This window comes from Chryseobacterium viscerum (genome assembly GCF_025949665.1).
In the GTDB taxonomy this organism is placed as follows: domain Bacteria; phylum Bacteroidota; class Bacteroidia; order Flavobacteriales; family Weeksellaceae; genus Chryseobacterium; species Chryseobacterium viscerum_A.
The window spans coordinates 1,118,240-1,140,371 of sequence record NZ_JAPDFT010000001.1 but is presented as its reverse complement, the minus strand read 5'-3'; the positions used below and the strand labels follow the sequence as shown (position 1 = coordinate 1,140,371).

Genomic DNA, 22,132 nt, shown 5'->3' with positions numbered 1-22,132 from the left:
ATAGACAATTGAAACTGCCTATGAAGTTATTATCTGACTATTATTTTGTCACTCCTGTACAAGGGTTTATTCTTAGGAAATTACCATTTGGATAACCAAAATAAATAGGAACTGTAGCGTTTGCCAGGAATATTTCGGTATAGGCAACATCCTGGTGGCAACCAGTTGGCGGTCTGTTATTAACAGGTAGAGCACATTCAAGTGAAAACTCTACAAAACCATCTGATGATTGTGATGCCATTTGCTTAGCTTCTGCCTGAGTGATGATAATTTCATTATATCTGCTCAATGCAGGAGTACCCTGTTTATGGTTACCTCTATCCTGACTGCCTCCTGTATTACTTAAATGTATATTTCCAATAAAGCCAGGGTATGGATTGATCCCTCCTATGACAATACCATTTCCTTTTAAGTTGAAAGTAGCATCATTACAAACGTGACCTGTGTCTATATCGTCTCTATACTGAATGACTACTCTCATACCACTTAAACATGCAATAGTGGATTGACCTTTTAATTTTAGCGGAGCTAATTTGTAGACCGTACTACAGCCATTAGCATTGGTTACTGTAAGTGTTGGATTGAAAGTTTTCTCTTGTCCGGCAACAAGCTTATACACATGGATTTTTTTGTTAGTTGGTGCCTCGTTATGAATAATTGGAGTACCATCATCAAAATTCCAGGTAAATGTAAGACCTGTAAAGTCTCCAGAAGCATCAAACTCAACTGTTGCATCCGGGTTGTTTGCATTTTCGTCCATCGTAGGAGCATCATAACTCACCGTACCTGTAGTCACAGATATATTTGGTTGTGCATACACTACCATCTGTGCTTCCACTGGATCATCATTAACGGTAAACGTAATAGTTTGTCCAAAATAAGCCGCGTTAACCAGACCAGGATCGAAGAAGCTTTGACCTCCCGATTGTGTAACCGCAGGAATCTGAGCACCATTTACAAATGCTTTTACCTGCCCATCTACCGGAACAATTGTCATCACAATTGGAGCATCTTTCTGACATAGTTTGTTTGCCGGTAACGACAGGAATGCAGGATCCTTTTTAGAGCAACACAGATAAGGCAGTGAAAAATCTGCAAGAACCTGGTTATCAGCTTCCGAGTGATAAATCAATGCGAAAGTTCCGCCCGGTTCCACTCCAGCCACATGCTCCAGGCCTGATTTCCTTTCTAAAAATTCGCTTAAAAGCTCACTTACAACATCATCTTTTTTAGGATCCTGTTTTACTACTGTAACCCCATCTGAAGATCCTTCTTTTGAGAATTCAGCCTGGTTCAGTAATCTTAGCTGCTCATCCAGTTTAGAGATATTCAGTAAAGTATGCTGTGAATTGGTGGTCCTGTTGCTTACATCACTGGAAATGGATATCAGCTGCTTTCTGAGCTCATCAATAGATACTGTTTTTTCACGGATTGGCGGCTCGCTGCCAGGTTTTTCGCCTTTTTCCAGAACCAATGCAATAACATCAAAGGCTAAACCGTATTGTGTTTTAAGATCATTGATGTTTTGCAATGCTGTTTTATAAGGCATTCCAATGTGACCTTCGATTCTATAAAAATCATTATTGTCAATGTTATAATTCAGTGGATTCTGAATAAAATCTTCTCCTGATAAATTGGCTGTATGATAACTTAAATTGTAAGCAGCTCTATCGGTTTTTGCTTTTTCAAAGTTCCATTGGGCCAATAAAGATTGATCTACATTATAGTAATACGGTATTGCTTTATTACCCAATCTTACATTCAGGTTTGAAGGCGTAATTTTAATACGTCCGATATAGGATTGAAATCCATTGACTTTCTGCACAAAACGATTGGCAAGCATTACAACTCTTTCATAATTCTCGTCATCATTGGTCGTAATTGGTGAATTATAAAAATCGTGACGTAATGGGATATATTCTCCTAATTCCTGCTTTGCTCCAACTGGTCCTAGCATAAGGTGTTTAGGGAATGAGGCAATATCCGGACAACATTCAGCATTCAGGTGCAGGATCAAACCTTTTATTTCATTGTAGGTATCAATCAAGTCCTTTAGTAAATCATATCGGTACTGATAATCTTCTAAGGCCGGAGAAGTGCTTGTCAGCAAGGGGTTCAGTTTATCATAAAGCGTCTGCCCGCCCAGATTCATATTTACATTAAAAGCTCCTGCAATAGAGGTAAAGCCATCACTTAATTCTGCAACAGTACTGATAGCGCCCTGAAATTTGGTCTTTAACTGCGGTGCTGTTTTTACAAGAGCATCCAGAATAACTCTTTTGGCCGATATGTTAGGCAAACTGTCAAAAAGCTTTTCATACGTATTGTGTTGTTTATAGATAGCATCTTTTGCATCTCCTTTCGTGATAAGCTCTGAAACAGACGCTGAATCTGCCAGAAGTATTTTAAGATTAGATACCTGCTCTGCTCCGTTATTGTCACAATCAGCATCCTGACATGGGGTCTCATCATTAGAATAACTTTCTAAATACAGAATTACAATTTTATCATTTAATGAACTATAAATCTCACTTACCTGTTTAAAATCTCCGGCATTAGCCCCTTCGTTCAATAATTGTCTATACTCTTCTGTTGTAAACAATTCTAAAAGAGGAATTTGCTGTCCTCCGATACGAAAATGTTCATATCCTTGAACATCAATATAATTTCTATAGTATTTGTAATTTTTAGCCTTGAAGTCTATGATAGCCTCTGACCTTTTGCTTCCTACCTGGCGCAGCGTTATCAGGTCTCCATCAGTAGTAACCCCAGCTCCCTGTGTAATCATAATAGTATCAAAGGGAATCTCAAGATCCATATCTCCTGGTCTGGATGCTTTTTCTGTCAGAGAAGGTGAGATTTCAAGTTCTACGTACTTCGATTGAAAACCGCATACTACCCCAACTCCACTCAGGCGGGTTCTTGATAATCTGTCCTGATCTTCGAAATAGTCTATAAATTCGTTTAATTGCCCTTCTGTTAACGCCTGATTGTCGTTGAACTTTCTATATTGGGTTGTTACATTGTCTAATTTAGTGTTCATTATTTTTCAATTTTTTTGATAAGTTCGATTGTCCTAATATGATTTTTCCGTCCAGAGTGTCGTTATCATTGGCGTCGCAGTCCAAAAGCCTTCCCGGTCTATAAATATTGTTTAAATGGCTAAGAGCGGTTAGTAAATCCGTAATGCTGTTTCCAAGATTCACAATATTGTTCCTCGCTTTATCTGAAAGGTATTTTTTAAATGCTGTTTCAAATTCAGCCAAATCGTTCTGAGCGGTTTGTTTTTCACTCAAACGGTCTCCCACCCAGCAGATTTTTGCTAAAACATGAGCCGGAATTTCCTGTCTGATCACGGTTTCCGCATAACGCCTGAAATCAGGATCCTGGAAACGATAAGCAAAGCCAGGAAGAACAACACTCACCCTGTAAGAATAAGGGTCAAAAACATCTGTTTCGCAGCCTTCTTCACACGAAGACATAAAGGCTTCCGAATATTCTATCGGATCTGTTGAAGGATTTTCTTCTTCCAGGTCATACATGATTCTGAAAGTACCTCCTACAGACATACAGCCAATACCTCCCATAAGTTTATAATCTTTAGTGGTGGGCTTTAGCAATAAATGTTCAACAAGGAAAATTCCCTCTTCCGTAAATTCATATTTGAAATACTTCACCGTTGCCTTAATTCCTTCTTTCAATTCTTTCAAATCTGAGTAAGGATTAGTTTTTTTGTGAACAGCAATTACATTTTTTGCATCCGTATCATCTACAATTTCCAAATAATAGTTACCACCCAATGAAACACGGATTTTTATGTTTCCGATGAAGCAATACCCATCTTCACATGCTTTTAATTTTTCTAATGTAACTTCAGGATGTTTTTCATCCAATCTGTCTAAGGCATTCTGAAGATCTTCCTCATCAATCTGAATGGTTTGATAAATGGCATCATTCAGGTTTTTGATGGCAATATGCTCAGTAGTATAAACATTGACAGATGATAAGATGATATTGCTTCCTGTATCTTTTACTTTCCAGGTGTAAGTATTTTTACCGGCATTGTCTGTTGTTTCAATAATGGATACCGGAGACTGAGATAAGTTTCTCTGGGTATAATCTTTAATTCCCAGCAACCGGGCAATTCTTTTCTGAACACCGGAAATATTACTGGTATTCCAAAGATCTGAATCTCCAATTAAGGTATAATTATAGCCTAAACCTCTGTCTTTACTTAATGATGAATATTCTTTTAAGAAATTTTCTTTGTTGTATAAGACAATTTCATCGGTAGATTTCCCATACAGTGATTTCATCAAGAAGGTATAGTCACTGAATGTTTCAGCAAAACGGGAGATTAAATGATCCAAAACCTCGTTTCGGCGTTCCACACTGTTATCCAGCTCTTCATATAACGAATCTGTAAGTTGATCATCACTTTCCGTATCATAGTTAGAAACCAGTTCATCAAAGCCTTTAATATTCTTAAGAGCCTGAGTAAAAAAGGTTCTTTTTAACTTACCGTTAATACTTAATACTTCTTTTACTTTTTCAAGATGTTTGAAATAGCCGGCAAGGATCTGATCAAAAAATAACAAATACCCTTTCATTTGTTTGGCCAGGGCTTCTCTCTCCGGTGATGGATTCCCAATAATTCCAGATTCTCCTACTCCATAGGTATCCGGAAATTCATTCAGAATAGTAGCATAGTTTGCGATATCATATGAAGTTCCTTGCGGCAATACCAACTCTTTATTCTGTCTTGCATCATCTCTAAGTACTTCTTCTTCTCTTTTAAGAGTTTCCAGGTAATCCTGAACTTTTTTCTCATTGATATTTAGTGGAAGAGATCCTTTACTGTAGCTGAATGAACTCAGCTCGCACAGCTCCGGTTTTCTGCCTTTTTCAATGCAGATCAGCCAGTCATTATTTTGTTTGATCACGCTGTCACAACCTGCAATAGATACGTCATGAATTTCTTTAACACCTTCAATCTTCATGATTTCACTGATGATATCAGAAAGACGGACTTCTGTTCTTAACTGACTGTTTCTAAGTTCTTCAGTATCAATAAAGCCGTTATCCAGAAGCGGACCTTCAAAAATCTGATCTGTGGTCAGCCCTTTGTCAAGCATTTGTTTCAGTGAATAAAAATGAACCTCCGGAGACAGATAATTATTGATTGTTCTGATGACTTTAGCATGCACCAGTTCTTCATCAGCTTTACTGACAAGTCCGATACGGGCACATACTGCAACTTTCTGGATTTCAACTTCTTTAATTTCCGCCAGATCTTCACAAAGTCCTCTATTGGCATGATAGCTGTCTAATATTTTGGTATTGACATTAGATTTTTCACATCCAACACCATCTGTATCAATATCTTCAGCATAATCTACATAAAGGTCATACACTCCTTTTACGTTAAAACTCTGTGTTTTTTCTCCGATAGGTTTAAAGTCTAAATCCCCGGTTTTGCAATCGACATATAATTTTTCATTTTTAGGAACCAGCCAGCAGTTACGGATTGGTCTTCTAAGACTTCCAGGCATGCTGATATCTATAAACAGCTTTCTGTAGTCCAGTTCGTTTAAAGGTCTTGAAGGTAAAATTTCTGCAGCCTTTAAAAACTGGGTATGAATGTCTGTTTTTACATCATCAGATGCCAGGATATCTTCCATGTTCAGGTTCATCCTCATCCCAAGATCCGTTATGGCATAACTTAAAACTTCCAATGTGGTGATACCAGGATCATGAGAGTTATAATCGGTCCAGAGTTTTCCTCCTAACTTTTCTATGTATTCAATTCCTGTTTTGCGTAGAAAATGAAAATCTGTCTGATCCCCGGTTTCTATATTTTTTGATATACTAATATGTTTATTTTCTGACATGATTATGTTTCTTCTTGTTTATTATTAAATACATACCTGTTCTGTAATAGTGACATTATGCTGCTTGGCAGATACCAGAATTGATTTTGGATCTACTTCTATTAAAGATTGCCTTTGCAGGACATTATTCACAAATATTTTAATCTCATCAATGTAATCCACATAATACAGCTGCTCCAGATAATTAACCAACTGATTAATATTCAGCTCTACATTAAAATCAATATTTTCAGAGTCTGTAAAAGCCCAAGGCGATATATATTTTTTAATATCTTCGTCCAGTTGTTTGGTATAAAATGTTTCGTCATACTGCTCAAAGAATTTGACCTTTGTTTCCACTTTTGCTTCTTTATAATTGGGATTGATCACCTGAGCTTTCACATGCATTGTATTTAATTCATTTACATAATTTTGAATTTTATTCAATGATGCTCTGCTTACTCTCGGCTGATAGACATCAAAAGCATTTTTATTTTTAATATTAGGAACCACCATCAGGGTTACATGGCCCGGCGCCATATATGAAGTTTCGGAAGTATGATTTAAACATTTTACTTTAAAGACTTCCGGGAATTCCTGTAATACCAGATGTTCGTAATCCCATTGTGTAATGGCTCTGTGCTTATGTCTCAACCGTTCACTTACACGTCTGTAAAACTCTGTATCTGTTTCTTTGTATTTACCATCAAACGAGTTATAAGGCTGGCTGACGGATTTTACCTGAGGCACTCTGGTGATTAGCTTGGTAATGGTTTTTGCTTCCAATCCGTTATTGAGGTGAGACAGATCATTGCCCTGATTCTGGAATGCTGCTAAAACAGCCTGAGTATAGATTCCCTGGATTTTACATACGGCATCATAGCTTCTTTGTGATCTGGCTCTGATCCAGACTAATCCGTTGGTAAATCTTGTATGGCTTTTATCAATATCCTTAGGCACTTTGAACTTTACAATCCCTGATTCCAGGAACTTTCTCGTATCGTTTTGCAGCATATAATCCGACAGACTCATCCATGTATTGCCTGAAAGGATATTCCATTCTATAAATTCTTTTTCCAGGAAAGTATCCACTAAAGGGTTTTCACTTCCTTCCAGCATTTGAATTAATAGTGAAACGGTAGTCTGAGGCATTGCTTCCAGACCGATGTACAATTCACCTCCGTTTTGGTGTACCGGTACAATGCTGTTGGTTTCAACTTCTTTTTCATATTGACCGAATACATCTTCGTGATACAGCTGTACTTCTTTATTTCTTGAAGCTTCTCCGGCAGATTCTCTTTTCAGGTACGAATACACATTTTCTTTCGCACTGTAATTCAGCTCTATATCTTCAGCAAAAGGGATATATGGCTCGTTGGGAATAAGTTTTTTAAAGGTCGGATTACTTGATAATGCCAATGTATACAGCTTTGGATATACATCCTGTAATGATGACTGATTCAGTGTTAATCTGATCGTCTCACCTGTTCCTGCCTCATTGCTTGTATTATTTACAGAAAACTGAATTTTATAAGCATCTTTTACTTTCGTGAATACATCAATATCATTAGCTTTGTCATACCAGATTTCCTTATCCAGCAAGGCAACATCTGCTTTAAAATAAGCGTCAGAACCTACGATTGAGGAGTTTTTTAAAGCCTCAAAATCAGTTAAACTAATGTTTTGATTAGGTTGAATAACATATCCGCTGTATAAATCTTTTATAGAATCCGGAGCATTTTTCCAGTTGATCGTAATGTCTGCATTCTGCCATTTTTTGGAAAACATTTCAGGACATTTGATATAGAAATTAGATCCTTTAACAGGTTGTGCGGTGAAAGGATAATAAGGCTTTTCTGAATTTAATGTTCCGTTATCATTTTCTATCTGAATAGATTTTACCCCTTTTACATCAACCGCTATTTCTATGTTCTTTATTGATTTTTCTGAAAGAGCTTCATATAGATCATAATATTTTTCTCCTTCGATCATCAATCTTACCACGGGAAAGCTGGTTTGAAATGTTTCCGAAAGCACTTCTTTATTGTATTTTACAACGGCTGGGAAATCTTTAGATAATGTAAAAGAAAGCTCTAATCTTGCTTCTTCGTTTTTAATGCATTTTAAAACAGCACCTGATAACCATTCTTTCTCCCCGCTGCAAAGCACTTTGATATTATTTTCAATATCGGTTTTTGAAAGATTCTGTAATTTCTGGGTTGAGTTTTTATTAAAGTCGATCTTAAGAGTGACTGTACGTTCTCCTTCTTTTAAATCAAATAATGAGGATGCTACTGAAAAGCCCAGTTTAGCTTTCGGAAGTTCCTTATAAATAGATTTATTGGAACCCGTTTCATCAGAATTATATCCAAACGGCCACCAATAGTTGCTGTCTTCCGGCAATTTATCGCCCAATCCGTCGGCAGAGTTGGCTACCGGAGCCATTTTCAGTTCTCTTTTTTCAACATCATTTAAGAAACTTTTGATCTCAACTACTTTTGCCTGGTTGGGCACAAGTTCATCCCCTGTTTTGTAAATTCGTTTTTTGCCATTAACATCTTTATTCCCATCCAGTAATGTACCGGCTGGAATTTTTTCCTGAAGTGCTTTTTTGGCGAGTTCAAAAATCACATAGACTTTGTCTGATTTGGCATCATTTTTCTCAATTTGAAGAATTTCGTTATAATAGAAATCCAGATGCCTTTTCGTCAGATTATTGAAGGCATTTTTTGAGAAATCTAATAATTTTAAAAAGCAAACAAATAATGTCAGGTGAGGCGTCAGGCTGCTGTCCTGTTCAAATTGGGACATAAGATCTGTAACCTGTTTTTTCATACTTTTATACTCAACGCTTTCTCTACGTGGAATAGCCTTGGTATCATCACCCAGGAAGAAGTTTCCCCAGTTTCCTTTTGGTGTTGTATTATCATCTTTGTCAAAATAGTTTACACGTTGAGCAAAATTGTTTGCGAATAATAGCCAGTCAAACAAATCGAAATCGTGTAACTCAAGATTCCCAGGATCTAATTCTGCTAAAAAGCGCTGCATTTGTGATTTTCCTTCACGATAATGTGAAAATGTATCTGTTTTTTTCATTTGTTTATATTTATCTTTCTATGGTCAGATGCAATACTTATTGTATGTTTGGTAGTATTCAAAATGGCTACAGACATCCCGTAATTCATTATATTTCGGTAGCTTCTCCTTTGTAAAAAGGGAAAACCATATTGCTTCTTGTATTAGTATTTCTTACTTCGTAGTCTACTTGTATTAAAACTTCTCCCTGAAGTTCTTCCTGAGTATCAATTTCAATACTTAGAATGTTTATTCTGGGTTCATGATATAAAATAGCACGCTCAACGATTCCTTTCATTTGGGTAATCAGCGTTAAGTCCAGAGGTTTAAAGAGCATTTCCTGCAAGTCACACCCATAGTTTGGGAACATGACACGTTCACCGGGGCGGGTTGACAATAAAATCTTAAGGCTGTTATTGATGTCTTCTACATCTGTGGTCATGGCCAGTTTTCCTTCAGTCTCGTTAAACTCAGGCGGAAAACTCCAGCCTGTTCCTAAAAAATCTGTATTTATTTTCATACGTTATTTGTTATATTGAATGTTCACATCCTGCATCTGTAGCATAGAGTTTTTGGTTATTCTAACCGTTTTTATTATTGATGTTTTACATTTTTATTTTTAGTCAGATTCTATCATCCGCCTATTAAAACAGTAGCATCACCTGCGGTTATTACCCCTCCATGAGCGGTAGAATCTCCCATTCTTGCTGCAGGTTTCCCGCCTATCAAAACACTTGAAGATCCTGATGCAATGGTGTCCGGTGGCCCTGTACATACTGCTTTATCTCCTTGTCTTGCTGCAGGCATTCCGCCAATAAGCACTGTGGGTTCTCCTGCCGGAATGATAGGACCTCCTACATGGGGAACAGTTCCCGTTACCATAGGACAGGTATGCATATCTGTAATTCTTGCTGCCGGTTTCATGATTATTAATTAATTTTAACTTGAGATCCTTTTACTACGGTTACTGCTCCAGATTTAAGCTCTGAGCCGGAACTGCCTTCTGCTTTGAATTGAGCACTTGCTTTTACATTGATATTGGTTCCTTCCATATTAATGTCTCCTTTTGCTTTGATCTTGATGTCTTTTCCGCTTTCCATACTGATACCGTCTTTATTAAGGGTAAGAATATTAGAATGCTCATCTTTTATTGTAATGACATCGGCATCTTCGTCTACAATCACTTTTTTACCTTTTGGTGTTTCCAGTGTGTACGAAATTTTGTCGTCATTAAAAATCATTTTCATTTCGCTTCGGGTAACAAATCCTTTTTCGTGATTATCGTCAGAAGCTACAATAGGAGCTGGTTTTGCACTGCTGTTCAGCATTCCAAGCACAATGGCATCATTAGGGTCATCATTAATAAATCCGATGATAACCTCATCTCCTATTTCCGGTCTGAAGAATGATCCTCTGTTTTCACCGGCATCAAGGGTGGCAATACGTGCCCAGATTCCTTCTTCCTCACTATTAATGATAGGAATCTGTACCAGAATTCTGTCTTCTCCGTCCGGATCTGATTCCAGTTGGGATACTACCCCTACATGCAATCCGCTTATGGCAGGCATAATTCCTGAACCTGGCATTTCACTTACATCATAGGTTTCGGAGAACCATGTTGGAGAAAGTCCGAACTGAGCATCCACCAGCCAGTTTCCTTCGGCAATTTCATGACGGACACCGGTTATGTATATTTTCCCGTTGAATCGGTTTCCTACTCCTTGCAGTGTTAATGAAGCTCCTGGTATCACAGATGGAATTCCCTGGAGTTTTACTCTTCCTCTTGTTTTGGCTAATTGCTGGAAAGTGGCTTTGGCATCACCCCATTCCTGCAGTTCCCCTTGGCTAAGATTTCCACCATGCTTAAGCTGCAGATCTTCAATTCCGAAAACATTGGCTAAATCACCTGATGAAAGATTTCCATTGAGATTAATGGCAGGATCCTGAGCTTCCACTTCTGTCAGTTCCTGATCAGTATAGCTCCATGTTTTGGCTGTAATCTTGCTGAATTGGTCTCTGGCGTCAATTTCCCCGTCAAATTCATGTACAGATGATCCGTAAACTACTGTTTCTACGGCTTCAGCGCTAAAATCAGGTTTGGCAATTTTGATGGTTCCATCTTCAACGAAACAAAGTTTACCGTTTGCCTGCGCTCTGGTAAGCATAAAATCCCAATCAGAAGTCTGGTACTGAACCAATTCTTTATGAGAATTTGAAGTAGCTTCAACATCGGCAGTAAGCCCATTATTACTAATGAGTTCTTCCATGACATTACTGTCTGTACTTTCGTAGAAATATTTGCTTTTTCTTCCTAAGGTCATTTTTACAGCCTTATCTCTGCATTCTACAATCAGGTAAGAAGATCCGCTTCTGATTTTTATGTTGTGCTTTACAACAACCCCTTTAAAAATGGTTTCTTCTTCAGAATGGTATCCAGCGGTAATCTCAATTTCTTTTCCGGGAATTAACAGATCTTCATTACTGAGCTTGAAATCCTGCTCCGGTACACTTCCGTCTAAAATAACAATACGGGCATAAGGAATTCTGTTGAATTCTTTTTCCACGACAATGCTTTTCACACCATATTTCCCCGGCAGTTCTGTTCCTCCGGACATGACCTTATAGGTGACTAAATCTGGATTTTTTGCTGTTTGTATGTATCCGCTATTATTCATATTATGAGACTTTTTCTAATGGTGGAAAGAATAATTCCTGCCCTGGTTTTAGCTGTCTGAAATTGACAAGATTGTTTACTTTAGCTACCTCCAGATAGTATTTGGAATCTCCATAAATTCTTTCGGTCATTAATGGCAGTGTATCGCCTGCCTGTACAGTTCTTTTGTGGGTAAGATCCGGTGATTCCAGCTTTTCAATTTTACCTGCAAGTTTCGGACTTGTTGATTCACTGAATGTTGCCTTTCCTATGGCTCTCAGAGGCTGACCTTCGTTATCAAATAACTTATATTCTATCGTTAATTCAGAAAGCACTCCTTTAAATTCAAAACTTCCCCAGTTAAGGATAACATTATAGGGTTTATGGATAGAGCCTACGAGCTCGCCTGTCGCCTTATAAAAATCTTTAATCTGTTTTGTTACAGCTGTTTTCGCAAACGATTTTCCTTTAATTTTATTGATAAGTTTAATACCGGAATTTGCTTCCGTAACTCCTGTACCATCAAATAGAAATTCTAATTGTAAATCAGGTGATGCTGATGATGTATATCCTAAATTAGGTTTAGAATTACCATCTGCCTGGTCTGTATTATATTTCGTTTTATAGGTCATAGAAAAACCTGTCGGATTGATAAAAGCTTTAAAAGCGCCGCTCTGAATTCTTTTTTCATAATCGGAATTTTCATATGTTCCGATTGTCAGTTTTTGAATTGCTCCTCTCATTATCTTTCTTTTTTACGGTTTTCTATCTTTGCTGCCTGTTCTACACTTTCGCTGATGGCACGCATGAGCTGTGCTTCATCTACCGATGTGGCAGTCGTAGTTGCTGCTGCTTTTTCGTCCACATTTATTTTAATGTGAAGCTCTTTTATTTCTATTGGCATTTCGTTTGTTTTTTAATGATCATTAATATTCAAAACACTAATAACCAATGATTTAACATGTTTATTTAAAAAAAATCCAAGCACATGAAGGGTGTGTTCAGTCTCTGTTATAGACCAATCTGTTATTTTTTTATGAAAAAGATTTGGGTAAAATTTATCTTTAAACTAACACACGTTCAAGTGCTTAGATTTGATTTAGAAATTACAAGCCTAAGCTTGCTAACGATGAGGGTATTGTGAAATATCTATATTTCAGTTCTATTGTTTCAATAGCAAGTTTGCTTTCTTCTGCGTTGAATTCGGATACTTCCCATCTTACGGGGTATGCTCCCACTACATTCCAAACCATTAGAGGTGCTGTAGACTGGATCCCGCCTGAAAGAGAAATAATCAGGTCTCTGGGCTCAAACTGGAAGTTTTCCATCGCATTTCTACACCAGCTTATCAATCCGGAACTTACGATTAACCCACGCTTAAGAACTAAATTAGGATATTTGGGTCTCAAAGGAAGTTGGTGTGTAAACCTGTTTTCGCCTCCTTCGGCATATTCTTCAGTTCCAATTTCTGTTGATAAACCAGATATAGATTGAAATCTGGAGTCAATACCCTCTGTTGTTGAAATCCCATTAACAATAAAAGAGAAACTGGTTGGAGGATATAAAACTGCCATGATTAATTATTTTCAATAGTTAATCCTTCGTGTGCAATTTCCAGAGTTTCAATAGCTACCTCATTACCTTCAGCTTTCAGATCTGTTGATTGTAATTTAAGCGGGAATGCATTTTTCACTTTCCAGGTTACTGCAGGAGCTCCTGTTTCATCTAAAAGGGAGATCGTGATAGATCTGCGCTCTACTGTACTTAGCTGAATACTTTGGAACCAGTCGAAATATTCGTTATCAGTTTTGAAAGTTCCTCTCTTTAAAGTAATGTTACTGAAAGTTTTCATTCCAGGCATTTTAATCTTACTGAAATCAGGACTTGCGCCATGTCTGTACTCAATTAAAGCTGCTTCAACATTTAAACCGCTCACTTCCTGGAATCCTACTTTTGTTCCTCCCCAATCTACTTCAAAGGCAAACTTTACTAATGGATATGTACTCATAATGTTTTTATATTTATTTGTTATTTAATTTAGTTTATGCTTCCTGTAATTTGTGTGAAAAACGTAACACGATAAATTCTGCCGGACGTACTGCTGCCATACCAATTTCAATGTTCATTCTTCCTTCCAAAATATCCTGAGCAGACATTGTTTTGTGTAAACCAACGCTTACGTAATAAGCTTCTTCCGGCTTGCTTCCTGCTAATGCACCGTCTCTCCACTGCTGATCAAGGAAATTTTCGATCATAGCCTGTACACGAACCCATGTATTGGCAGTATTCGGTTCAAAAACGAAACGTTCTGTAGCTTTCTTCACAGATTCTTCTACCATATTGAAGAATCTACGTACAGGTACATATTTCCATTCGTTACTGTTTCCGTCTAATGTTCTTGCTCCCCAAACCAACGTTCCTTTTCCTGTAAAAGTTCTGATCGCATTGATTGATTTTCCTGCTACCGCATCTACGTTAAGACCATCTTGTACTTCATTGGAAATTTTTACAACTGGTGCAAGTACATTACTAATTGCTAAGTTAGCTGGTGCTTTCCATACTCCTGAAGTACTGTCTACTTTAGCATAAATTCCGGCAATTGATGAAGATGGAGCCAATACCAATCTTTTAGATTCAATTTCTCTTTTTGCCTGGTTGTACAACGCTGAGCTTCTTGATTTCAGCCATGCTAAATTATTTTCATTCTGAGGCATTGTAACATCCACAAGCGCTCCTGAAGCATTAAGTTCTTTATAGCTATCGATTTTAACATCTTTATCATCAAAGCTATAGCTTAACACTGTTTCTAATTTTGGATAATATGCAGCTCCATATTTTAATCCTGTAGCATTTACTCCGGTTCTAAAAGCAGCAGCATCTTCAAAAACATCCATAATAACGAATCTGTCTTTCAAGTCTTCTGCCTGATCCAAAGCTTTATTGTATAACTTGTAGGCATCTGCTCCTAAAACTTCAGCATCCGGGAAAACAATAAGCGTTGGCTCATCTTCTTTTTCAAGTGATTTCAATCCGAACCATAAACCGCCAGCAACTGTTTCTGTTCCTAATACAGGAGTTTTTTCATAGTCAGCTACTGAAACAATATAACATGGTCCACCACCGTTTGCAAAATACATTTGCATAGCATAATGCATTTTATAAGGGCTTAGCTTGGCGTTGTCTACTTTTGCAGTTACCACAGTATCTTCGATTGAAATAGAGATTGCCGTTTTTTCATTTTTTGCTCCTCCAAAAATGGTTTCATATTCCAACATAGAAGAGATTCTTGTCGGTTCATTTCTTGGTCCTTTATCCGTATGTCCGATAAAAGCAGGGATAGCTGTTTCTACTTGTGCTACAGAGGGTGGGAATTTCGCAATTTCTTCTACGTAAACTCCAGGTGTTTTGTAATTCATTTGTTAAAAATTTAAAGTTAATATTAGTTATTTTCAATAGTTAATCCTTCGTGTGCAATTTCTAAGGTCTCGATAGCTACCTCATTACCTTCAGCTTTCAGATCTGTTGACTGTAATTTAAGCGGGAATGCATTTTTCACTTTCCATGTTACTGCAGGAGCTCCTGTTTCATCTAAAAGGGAAATTGTAATAGATCTGCGTTCTACCGTACTTAGCTGAATACTCTGGAACCAGTCGAAATATTCATTATCTGTTTTGAAAGTTCCTCTTTTTAGAGTGATGTTACTGAAAGTTTTCATTCCAGGCATTTTAATCTTACTGAAATCAGGACTTGCGCCATGTCTGTACTCAATTAAAGCTGCTTCAACATTTAAACCGCTCACTTCCTGAAAACCTACTTTTGTTCCGCCCCAATCTACTTCAAAGGCAAACTTTACTAATGGATATGTACTCATAATTTATTTTTAATTTTATTTGTTATTTAATTGATTTTATGCTTCCTGTAATTTGTGTGAAAAACTTAACACGATAAATTCAGCCGGGCGTACTGCAGCCATACCGATCTCGATGTTCATTCTTCCTTCCAGAATATCCTGAGCCGACATTGTTTTGTGTAAACCAACGCTTACGTAATAAGCTTCTTCAGGCTTGCTTCCTGCTAATGCACCGTCTCTCCACTGCTGATCTAGAAAATTCTCGATCATAGCCTGTACACGAGTCCATGTATTGGCAGTATTCGGTTCAAAGACGAAACGTTCTGTAGCTTTCTTCACAGATTCTTCCACCATATTGAAGAATCTACGTACAGGTACATATTTCCATTCATTACTGTTTCCGTCTAATGTTCTTGCGCCCCAGACTAATGTTCCTTTTCCCGCAAAAGTTCTGATCGCGTTAATTGATTTTCCTGATGCAGCATCTACATTAAGCAGATCCTGATCTTTGGTAGAAATTTTTACTGCAGGAAGATCTACTAAACTAAGCCCTACATTGGCAGGCGCTTTCCATACTCCGGAAGTACTGTCTACTTTAGCATAAACTCCGGCAATTGCTGATGACGGTGCCAGTACTACTGATGCAGACTCAATTGCTTGTTTAGCCTGATTATACATTTCAGAATTAGCATTCTTCAAATCCGCCAAAGTTGTGATACCAGATGCACCGGTAACTAAAACATCAGCATCTTTGAAATCATAGCTTAAAACAGTTTTCAGTTTTGGATAATAAGCTGCACCATATTTCAGACCTGTAGAAGTTACTTTATCTCTAAAAGCAGCCGCATCTTGAAGAATATCCATAATGACGAACCTGTCTTTTAATGCTTCTGCCTGATCTAAAGCTTTATTGTACAAAGCATAGATTTTGCCGATGGCAACAGCATCACCTGCTCTGGAAGTAACAAGACTGCTGGCAGCAACCGCATTGGTTTCAATAGTTGCAGCTGAAGTTAAATCTGTATCAAAAGCAGTTACAACATCCTGAGCAGCAGCCTTAACAGTAGCAACAGTAGCATTAGCAACAGCAGCAGCAATCTTAACAGCCGCTACAACAGCCTGACCACCCTGAGCACCAGCAGCCTGTAACTCGTTAGGATTAGCAACATTAAACTCAGCAGCCTTAGCAGCCGCAGCAGCAACTGCAGCATCTACATTAGCACCCGCAACAGCGTCTGCAACAAGGCCTGCAATACTTTTAGCAGCGGAAACAATATTTTTAACTTTTAACGCTGTAGTAACAACAGCCTGAGCAGCAGTAACATCAGCAACAGAAGGAGCTAAACTTTGAAGATCCGGAAAAACGATCAGGGTAGGTTCGTCTTCATTTTTTAATAATTCAAGACCTGATAAAAAAGCTTCTGCTGGTGTAGGCGCACCTACAGCCTCCTGGCTTTTATAATCTCCTACAGAAACAATATAACAAGGTCCTCCACCATTGGCAAAATACATCTGCATGGCATAATACATTTTAAAGTCGCTTACCTTGGTTGGAATTGCTGTTGCAACACCATCTTTGAAAGCTACAGCAAAGATTTCCGGATTTGCCTTTCCAAAAAGTGCTTCATACTCCAACATCGAAGCAATTCTCGTTGGTTTATTTTTCGGTCCATCTGCTGTATACCCAATAAAAGCAGGGATAGCCGTTTCAACTTGCGCTACGGAAGGGGGAAATTTTCCTTGTTCCTCCACGTAAACTCCAGGGGTTTTGTAATTCATTTTAAAAAATTTTACGTTAATATTAATGATTCCTCGAAGTAGAACTCCGGGTATTTATTCGTGATTGATTTATTGATTTTATCTTTTTAGAACTGTTGCAATTTGTGTGAAAAGTTGAGTACAATAAACTCTGCCGGGCGCACTAATGCTATTTTGAGATTTACATTCATCGTAGTCGTTCCTTCTACTCCCTTAACTGTTACTTCGTAAGCTTCTTTCGGAGTGCTGCCTGCTAATGCACCCTCCATCCATTGCTGGTTAAGAAAATTTTCTAACATTGTTTTTGCCCGTAACCATGTGTGAGGGATATTAGGCTCATTCATAAACTTGTTGAGTGCATCGTTGATCGATTGTCTGATCATATTGTAATAGCGGCGTACATGTACATACTTCCATTCGTTATCCTTCCCTTCATCATTTTTATCTTTTCCTTCAAGGGTTCTGGCTCCCCAGATTAAGGTACCTTTTCCTGTAAAAGTCCTGATCGCATTGATTGATTTCCCGAAAGCATCTATGTTTAAAGCAGCCTGTTCCTGATCGGAAATTTTTTCTGTCGGAGTAGTGACATGGCTAATATTGATATTTGCCGGAGCTTTCCACACTCCTCTTGTACTGTCTATTCTGCCGTATGCTCCTGCTATGGCTGATGATGGCGGTAAAACAACTTTTAACGACTGTATTTCTTTTTTCACCTGATTGTACAGTGCAGAATTGGATAATTCCAGATTTTTAAGTGTTATCCCGTTTGCATCTCCTTTTTCGTCTTTTACTTCAAGGATTGCAGTTTTTAATGCATCAAACTCTCCACTGAAAACAGGTGCATTTTCGTCTAAATCATCGGGAATCTTAAAATCATCTATTATTCCCTCATATATAGCTTCCAACACTACTTTTGCCTCATTAATTACTTCTGTTAAAGCATTTTTTTTATCACCTGCATCAGCTGCTTCATTCACTTCTTCTGCTATCACAATAGCCTGATCTAATAAATCGGCAAGGACGTAAGCGTCGGCAGACCCAGTTGAGATTTCGGCACTTGCCAAACGTTTTAATTCATCTAAAGCTGCGATCTCCCCCGCATAAAAAAGAGCACTTCCCTGCCCTGCTTTTTGTAAACCGGTATGTACGATAGGTGTTTTAGTCTCATCAAAAGTATAATTCAAAATGGTCTTTAAGTGAGGGAAATAAGCTGCCGCGTGATTGGTTGGATTTACTTTACTTCTGAAAGATTCAATGGTGGTAAGATTGTTTGATTGGACAACAGAATTTCCGTAATAAGTGTCCAGTATAACAAACCTGTTTTTATTCTCTACTTTAGCTTTATCAATAGCCTGATTGTAAATGCTGTAAAACTCGGATTCATTGGTAAGCGAAACAGCATCAGGGAAAATAATAAGAATCGGTTCTTTAATGTTTTTATGATCAATTTTAGCCAGTCCTGCTTCCAATGAAGATAATTGTACTTGTGCTGATGTATAATCTCCTACAGAAATGATATAACACGGTCCGCCGCCATTTGCAAAATACATTTGCAATGAATAATACATTAAAAACTGTGCCTGAGGTGCTATAATAGTTGCTCCTTTGCCTTCTACATCCTGCAGCTGGATATTTTCTTCTTTTGCTTTTCCAAAATATTGTTCATATTCTAAAAGGGAACTGATGGTGAAGGGCTCATTATACCCAACAGGGAGTAGTTCGGTATACCCAATAAATGCTGGCATAGCTGTTTCTATGTAGGCAACTGAGTATGGAAGTTTTGTAATTTCTTCAACAGAAACACCTGGTGTTGCTGGATTTAACATGTTTAAAAATTTAAAGGGTTATTAGTTTTTAGTTTTTGCTTTTATGATTAATCAACTTTAATACTTTGTATATTAATGTCATTAATTAATTTGACTGGGACTACATCTTTAGCTGCAATCTTTATCACACTGATTTTATATAAAGCAGAAGGCATTATTTTTCCGCCTAATAAACCCCAGACGTAACTTAGCTGTTCAAAGGGAATGGAATGCAGTTCAATTCTGAAACTGAAATTGTTTTGAGGTTCAAGGTCTACATACTCCAGAACATTCTTGGCCTGAAATACCTCAATAACTTTTGAAATACTTAGTAAAGATTTGTTGTATGTACTTCTGTTGGCAGCAATCATTACATATAGATTTAAGTAAGCAGGAGTACTTTCCTTATCATATCGGACCGGATTGTTTTCTACCACAACCGGCTGATACCTTGATCTGTTTTTCAATGTTGATTCTTCCTCAATGTTGAGCAGACTAATTACTACTTTGTTACTAAGTCCTTCAGTGTTGTCATCATGTTTTGCAATGTCATCAACAACAGCGATTTCAATTTCGCCAGGAACGTTAGGATCCCACAAACCATCCGGAGCATTTAGCTGATTTTTTAAAACTGTTAATACTTTATTAATCATAATTTCTGTTCTTAATTATTATGGTGCAAACATACAATCACACCCCCTCAAAAGACAAATATTTTGGGGGTTCAATACAGTCTTTGCAGTAAATAGGATTTTAATTCTTATCAAAGAAAACTAAAAACAACACCATTAATACACTGACAACAAACACATTAAAAACGGTATTAAAAAAAATAAATTTTAGCCCGAAGATTTCCTTACTCTTATGATGGCCAAATTTCAGTCTGTAATTGAGTCTCATTCTGCTTTTAAAAATCATTGTATTTCAACATATGATTATCTATTAATTAGATGGCTATTCTTAGTGGTCTGTATTTTCCGAATGGTTAATAATTGAATACAATGATGGATTGCCTAAAGTATTAGTTCTCCCAAAAATCATATGCTTTCCTGATTAGAAAGATCAGCTTTTTTGCACCCGGTAATTTCCAGAAAATATAAATCTGCATCATTAGGATATGATTTTGTCTTTTACTGCAAAGACAGAATAGAGCCGCCTTATAATTCGCAAAATAGGATCCCTTCTTTCTAATTTTGACCCAATAATTTTAAAAACTTTAATCATATGAACATTAAAACACTTTTCAGCAAGCGCAATGAAATCATTGGCGGTCATTTTAACGAACTACGCTCAAAATTGGGCGTGGCAGATCAAAACGAAGAAGCTATTTTCTCTTTAAGAGAAGAAATTTGTAATGCATGTCCTTTAAAAAACGGTAACAATTGCAACGCAATGAAATGGCTCAATCCAGATACACTGGAAGTAATAGATGGTCCAAAAGATGGATTTGTAAGAGGCTGCGGATGCAGATTGAGTGCCAAGCAGAGATCAAGATTCAGTCTTTGTCCTGCAGGTTTCTGGGGTGGTGAGTTCGACAAAAAGTAAGACTGTCTGACGATTCCCAATATTTTATCATTTAAACCTATTCAATGTGAAGCAAAATCATATCATTCAGAAAGTTTTTCTTGAAATTACCGTCAACAACAAAGAAAAAGCATTGCGTATAAAAGATGATATTAACAGCTTTTTGTCTATTGATGTTTTTCCGGAAATAGAAAAGCATATCAACGCTTTAGAATATAAGTTGGCAGGTCATACCCTTCAGGTTCCTCGTTTAGAATTAAATGTGGAGGTAAAAAACAGCGCATTAAATACGGAGTTAAAAGATCAAATAGCTGAACTCTTTAAAGAAGAACTGTCAGAAATTACCAAACCTATTGAAACTTCTCATCAGGAAACAGAAAGTGAGGCTAAACCCTATCTTGTAGATCATCAGGAAAAGATGCTCAGGGCTTTTATCTATTTTTTAGAAAAAGGAGCTATGCCCTGGTGGAATTCGGAAAGCAATGCTATGGCTATTTTGGAACCATCGGTTTTTGAACGCATTATTTCGGCTGACAGCTTTCAAAAAAGTATTGTATCTGCTTTGTCAAAAGAAAATGTCCGGAACCGGCTTATCAATCAGCTTTCCGATGAACAAATTGCACAATTATGCCTGGCAATTTTGAAAAACAAGGAATTGAAAATCAACCTGAAAACTGATACAATACGTTATCTATCGAAACTCAATCATACAGATAGAATTGCAATATGGCGTTTAGTCTTCAATGTAATATCGGAGTATCTGAATACATCCAATAACCATCCACGGGAGTATCTTTTACAAGAAATTTCAACAATAGAGCAGATTGGTTTATCAACAACAAAAAACAATCATCAGAACAGGAAAACAGTAGTTAAGATATTCCCTTTTATTACAGAAAATGAAATTTCTGAAAGCATCAAAACGAATGTAGCAGATCAGCCTGAAAATGTAGAAACCTCGACAGAACCCATTCAGGAAAAAAATGTAATAGTTCAGGAAGATGTAACCCAGAATGAGGGACAATATATTCAAAATGCAGGGCTTATTCTGATCCACCCATTCATCAAAACCCTGTTTGAACATTGTGAACTTATTGATCCCAAAACCCAGCAGCTCACTGATCCGGAATTGTGTGCCCATCTGCTGCATTATATCGCCACCGGAAAAATAAATGCTCCTGAATATGACATGATTTTTGAAAAATTCCTGTGTAATATTCCGATGCATCAAACGATTAACAGGCATATTAAGCTTTCACGTAAACATAAAACGCAGGCTAAAAATGTCATAGAAAGCGTACAGCACAACTGGGCTCCCATGAAAAAATCATCTGCTGCCTTATTACAAAACGAGTTTTTCCAGCGGCCGGGGAAATTAGTCATCACTGACTCTGATTACACCCTTATTGTAGAACGAAAAACACAGGATATTCTTCTTGAAAAGCTTTCCTGGGGAATTGGTCTCGTAAAACTTCCCTGGCAGAAAAAATTCATATTTGTAAACTGGTAATAACAGGTTACATTTTCTAAATCCTCTGAAGTTTTTCAAATACTCTAAAGTTGCTGATTTTACATCAGCAATACCTTCACTGTAACC

At 37.4% G+C, this 22,132-nt stretch carries 17 protein-coding genes; 2 read left to right on the top strand and 15 right to left on the bottom strand.

Going from position 1 to position 22,132, the window contains the following annotated elements; translation table 11 throughout:
• Positions 1-40: 40 nt before the first annotated feature.
• From OL225_RS05150 to OL225_RS05080, 15 genes are all read right to left on the bottom strand, one after another.
• Positions 41-3,043 carry a PKD domain-containing protein gene (locus tag OL225_RS05150; RefSeq protein ID WP_264517506.1) on the bottom strand — a complete coding sequence of 1,001 codons (3,003 nt, stop codon included), beginning with the start codon at positions 3,041-3,043 and terminating at the stop codon, positions 41-43.
• Entirely contained in the window at positions 3,033-5,891 is a 2,859-nt protein-coding gene (locus OL225_RS05145) for a hypothetical protein (RefSeq protein ID WP_264517505.1), read from the bottom strand. Before OL225_RS05145 ends, OL225_RS05150 begins: the two co-directional genes overlap by 11 nt.
• Positions 5,892-5,915: 24 nt before the next feature.
• Positions 5,916-8,966, bottom strand: a complete 3,051-nt coding sequence (locus OL225_RS05140; RefSeq protein ID WP_264517504.1) for a baseplate J/gp47 family protein — start codon at positions 8,964-8,966, stop codon at positions 5,916-5,918.
• A gap of 88 nt (positions 8,967-9,054) precedes the next feature.
• Positions 9,055-9,465 (bottom strand): GPW/gp25 family protein, encoded by a 411-nt coding sequence (locus tag OL225_RS05135; protein WP_047378134.1) that lies wholly within the window; start codon positions 9,463-9,465, stop codon positions 9,055-9,057.
• Positions 9,466-9,578: 113 nt separating this feature from the next.
• A complete protein-coding gene (locus OL225_RS05130) occupies positions 9,579-9,869 on the bottom strand; it encodes a PAAR domain-containing protein (RefSeq protein WP_034699500.1) in 291 nt (96 codons plus the stop codon).
• A gap of 5 nt (positions 9,870-9,874) precedes the next feature.
• Entirely contained in the window at positions 9,875-11,620 is a 1,746-nt protein-coding gene (gene vgrG / locus OL225_RS05125; protein ID WP_264517503.1) for a type VI secretion system tip protein VgrG, read from the bottom strand.
• 1 nt (position 11,621) lies between these two features.
• A complete protein-coding gene (locus OL225_RS05120) occupies positions 11,622-12,341 on the bottom strand; it encodes a CIS tube protein (protein ID WP_047378136.1) in 720 nt (239 codons plus the stop codon).
• Positions 12,341-12,502 carry a DUF5908 family protein gene (locus tag OL225_RS05115; RefSeq protein WP_185097854.1) on the bottom strand — a complete coding sequence of 54 codons (162 nt, stop codon included), beginning with the start codon at positions 12,500-12,502 and terminating at the stop codon, positions 12,341-12,343. Before OL225_RS05115 ends, OL225_RS05120 begins: the two co-directional genes overlap by 1 nt.
• A gap of 202 nt (positions 12,503-12,704) precedes the next feature.
• Positions 12,705-13,172: a phage tail protein gene (locus tag OL225_RS05110; RefSeq protein ID WP_047378137.1), complete on the bottom strand. Its 468-nt coding sequence runs from the start codon at positions 13,170-13,172 to the stop codon at positions 12,705-12,707.
• Between the two features lie 2 nt (positions 13,173-13,174).
• The gene (locus tag OL225_RS05105; RefSeq protein ID WP_034699490.1) at positions 13,175-13,606 is read right to left on the bottom strand and encodes a phage tail protein; all 432 of its coding nucleotides are present in this window, start codon (positions 13,604-13,606) and stop codon (positions 13,175-13,177) included.
• Positions 13,607-13,640: 34 nt separating this feature from the next.
• Positions 13,641-15,014, bottom strand: a complete 1,374-nt coding sequence (locus OL225_RS05100; RefSeq protein WP_264517502.1) for a phage tail sheath family protein — start codon at positions 15,012-15,014, stop codon at positions 13,641-13,643.
• A 23-nt stretch (positions 15,015-15,037) separates the two neighbouring features.
• The gene (locus tag OL225_RS05095) at positions 15,038-15,469 is read right to left on the bottom strand and encodes a phage tail protein (protein ID WP_034699490.1); all 432 of its coding nucleotides are present in this window, start codon (positions 15,467-15,469) and stop codon (positions 15,038-15,040) included.
• A gap of 36 nt (positions 15,470-15,505) precedes the next feature.
• Positions 15,506-17,227: a phage tail sheath family protein gene (locus tag OL225_RS05090; protein WP_264517501.1), complete on the bottom strand. Its 1,722-nt coding sequence runs from the start codon at positions 17,225-17,227 to the stop codon at positions 15,506-15,508.
• Between the two features lie 86 nt (positions 17,228-17,313).
• Positions 17,314-19,032, bottom strand: a complete 1,719-nt coding sequence (locus OL225_RS05085) for a phage tail sheath family protein (protein WP_264517500.1) — start codon at positions 19,030-19,032, stop codon at positions 17,314-17,316.
• Positions 19,033-19,079: 47 nt separating this feature from the next.
• Positions 19,080-19,664 (bottom strand): DUF4255 domain-containing protein, encoded by a 585-nt coding sequence (locus tag OL225_RS05080; protein WP_264517499.1) that lies wholly within the window; start codon positions 19,662-19,664, stop codon positions 19,080-19,082.
• A 571-nt stretch (positions 19,665-20,235) separates the two neighbouring features.
• Between OL225_RS05080 and OL225_RS05075 the strand changes: the two genes are divergently transcribed.
• Complete coding sequence (locus tag OL225_RS05075) at positions 20,236-20,556, top strand: hypothetical protein (RefSeq protein WP_047378143.1); 321 nt, start codon at positions 20,236-20,238, stop codon at positions 20,554-20,556.
• Positions 20,557-20,602: 46 nt separating this feature from the next.
• Entirely contained in the window at positions 20,603-22,045 is a 1,443-nt protein-coding gene (locus OL225_RS05070) for a contractile injection system tape measure protein (protein ID WP_264517498.1), read from the top strand.
• The last annotated feature ends 87 nt before the right edge of the window (positions 22,046-22,132 follow it).

Coding starts and splice junctions, on each gene's coding strand:
- OL225_RS05080 (WP_264517499.1), bottom strand. CDS start 19,664: ATGATTAATAAAGTATTAACAGTTTTAAAAAATCAGCTAAATGCTCCG.
- OL225_RS05100 (WP_264517502.1), bottom strand. CDS start 15,014: ATGAATTACAAAACACCTGGAGTTTACGTAGAAGAAATTGCGAAATTC.
- OL225_RS05145 (WP_264517505.1), bottom strand. CDS start 5,891: ATGTCAGAAAATAAACATATTAGTATATCAAAAAATATAGAAACCGGG.
- OL225_RS05075 (WP_047378143.1), top strand. CDS start 20,236: ATGAACATTAAAACACTTTTCAGCAAGCGCAATGAAATCATTGGCGGT.
- OL225_RS05140 (WP_264517504.1), bottom strand. CDS start 8,966: ATGAAAAAAACAGATACATTTTCACATTATCGTGAAGGAAAATCACAA.
- OL225_RS05130 (WP_034699500.1), bottom strand. CDS start 9,869: ATGAAACCGGCAGCAAGAATTACAGATATGCATACCTGTCCTATGGTA.
- OL225_RS05150 (WP_264517506.1), bottom strand. CDS start 3,043: ATGAACACTAAATTAGACAATGTAACAACCCAATATAGAAAGTTCAAC.
- OL225_RS05120 (WP_047378136.1), bottom strand. CDS start 12,341: ATGAGAGGAGCAATTCAAAAACTGACAATCGGAACATATGAAAATTCC.
- OL225_RS05095 (WP_034699490.1), bottom strand. CDS start 15,469: ATGAGTACATATCCATTAGTAAAGTTTGCCTTTGAAGTAGATTGGGGC.
- OL225_RS05115 (WP_185097854.1), bottom strand. CDS start 12,502: ATGCCAATAGAAATAAAAGAGCTTCACATTAAAATAAATGTGGACGAA.
- OL225_RS05110 (WP_047378137.1), bottom strand. CDS start 13,172: ATGGCAGTTTTATATCCTCCAACCAGTTTCTCTTTTATTGTTAATGGG.
- vgrG (WP_264517503.1), bottom strand. CDS start 11,620: ATGAATAATAGCGGATACATACAAACAGCAAAAAATCCAGATTTAGTC.
- OL225_RS05105 (WP_034699490.1), bottom strand. CDS start 13,606: ATGAGTACATATCCATTAGTAAAGTTTGCCTTTGAAGTAGATTGGGGA.
- OL225_RS05135 (WP_047378134.1), bottom strand. CDS start 9,465: ATGAAAATAAATACAGATTTTTTAGGAACAGGCTGGAGTTTTCCGCCT.
- OL225_RS05085 (WP_264517500.1), bottom strand. CDS start 19,032: ATGTTAAATCCAGCAACACCAGGTGTTTCTGTTGAAGAAATTACAAAA.
- OL225_RS05090 (WP_264517501.1), bottom strand. CDS start 17,227: ATGAATTACAAAACCCCTGGAGTTTACGTGGAGGAACAAGGAAAATTT.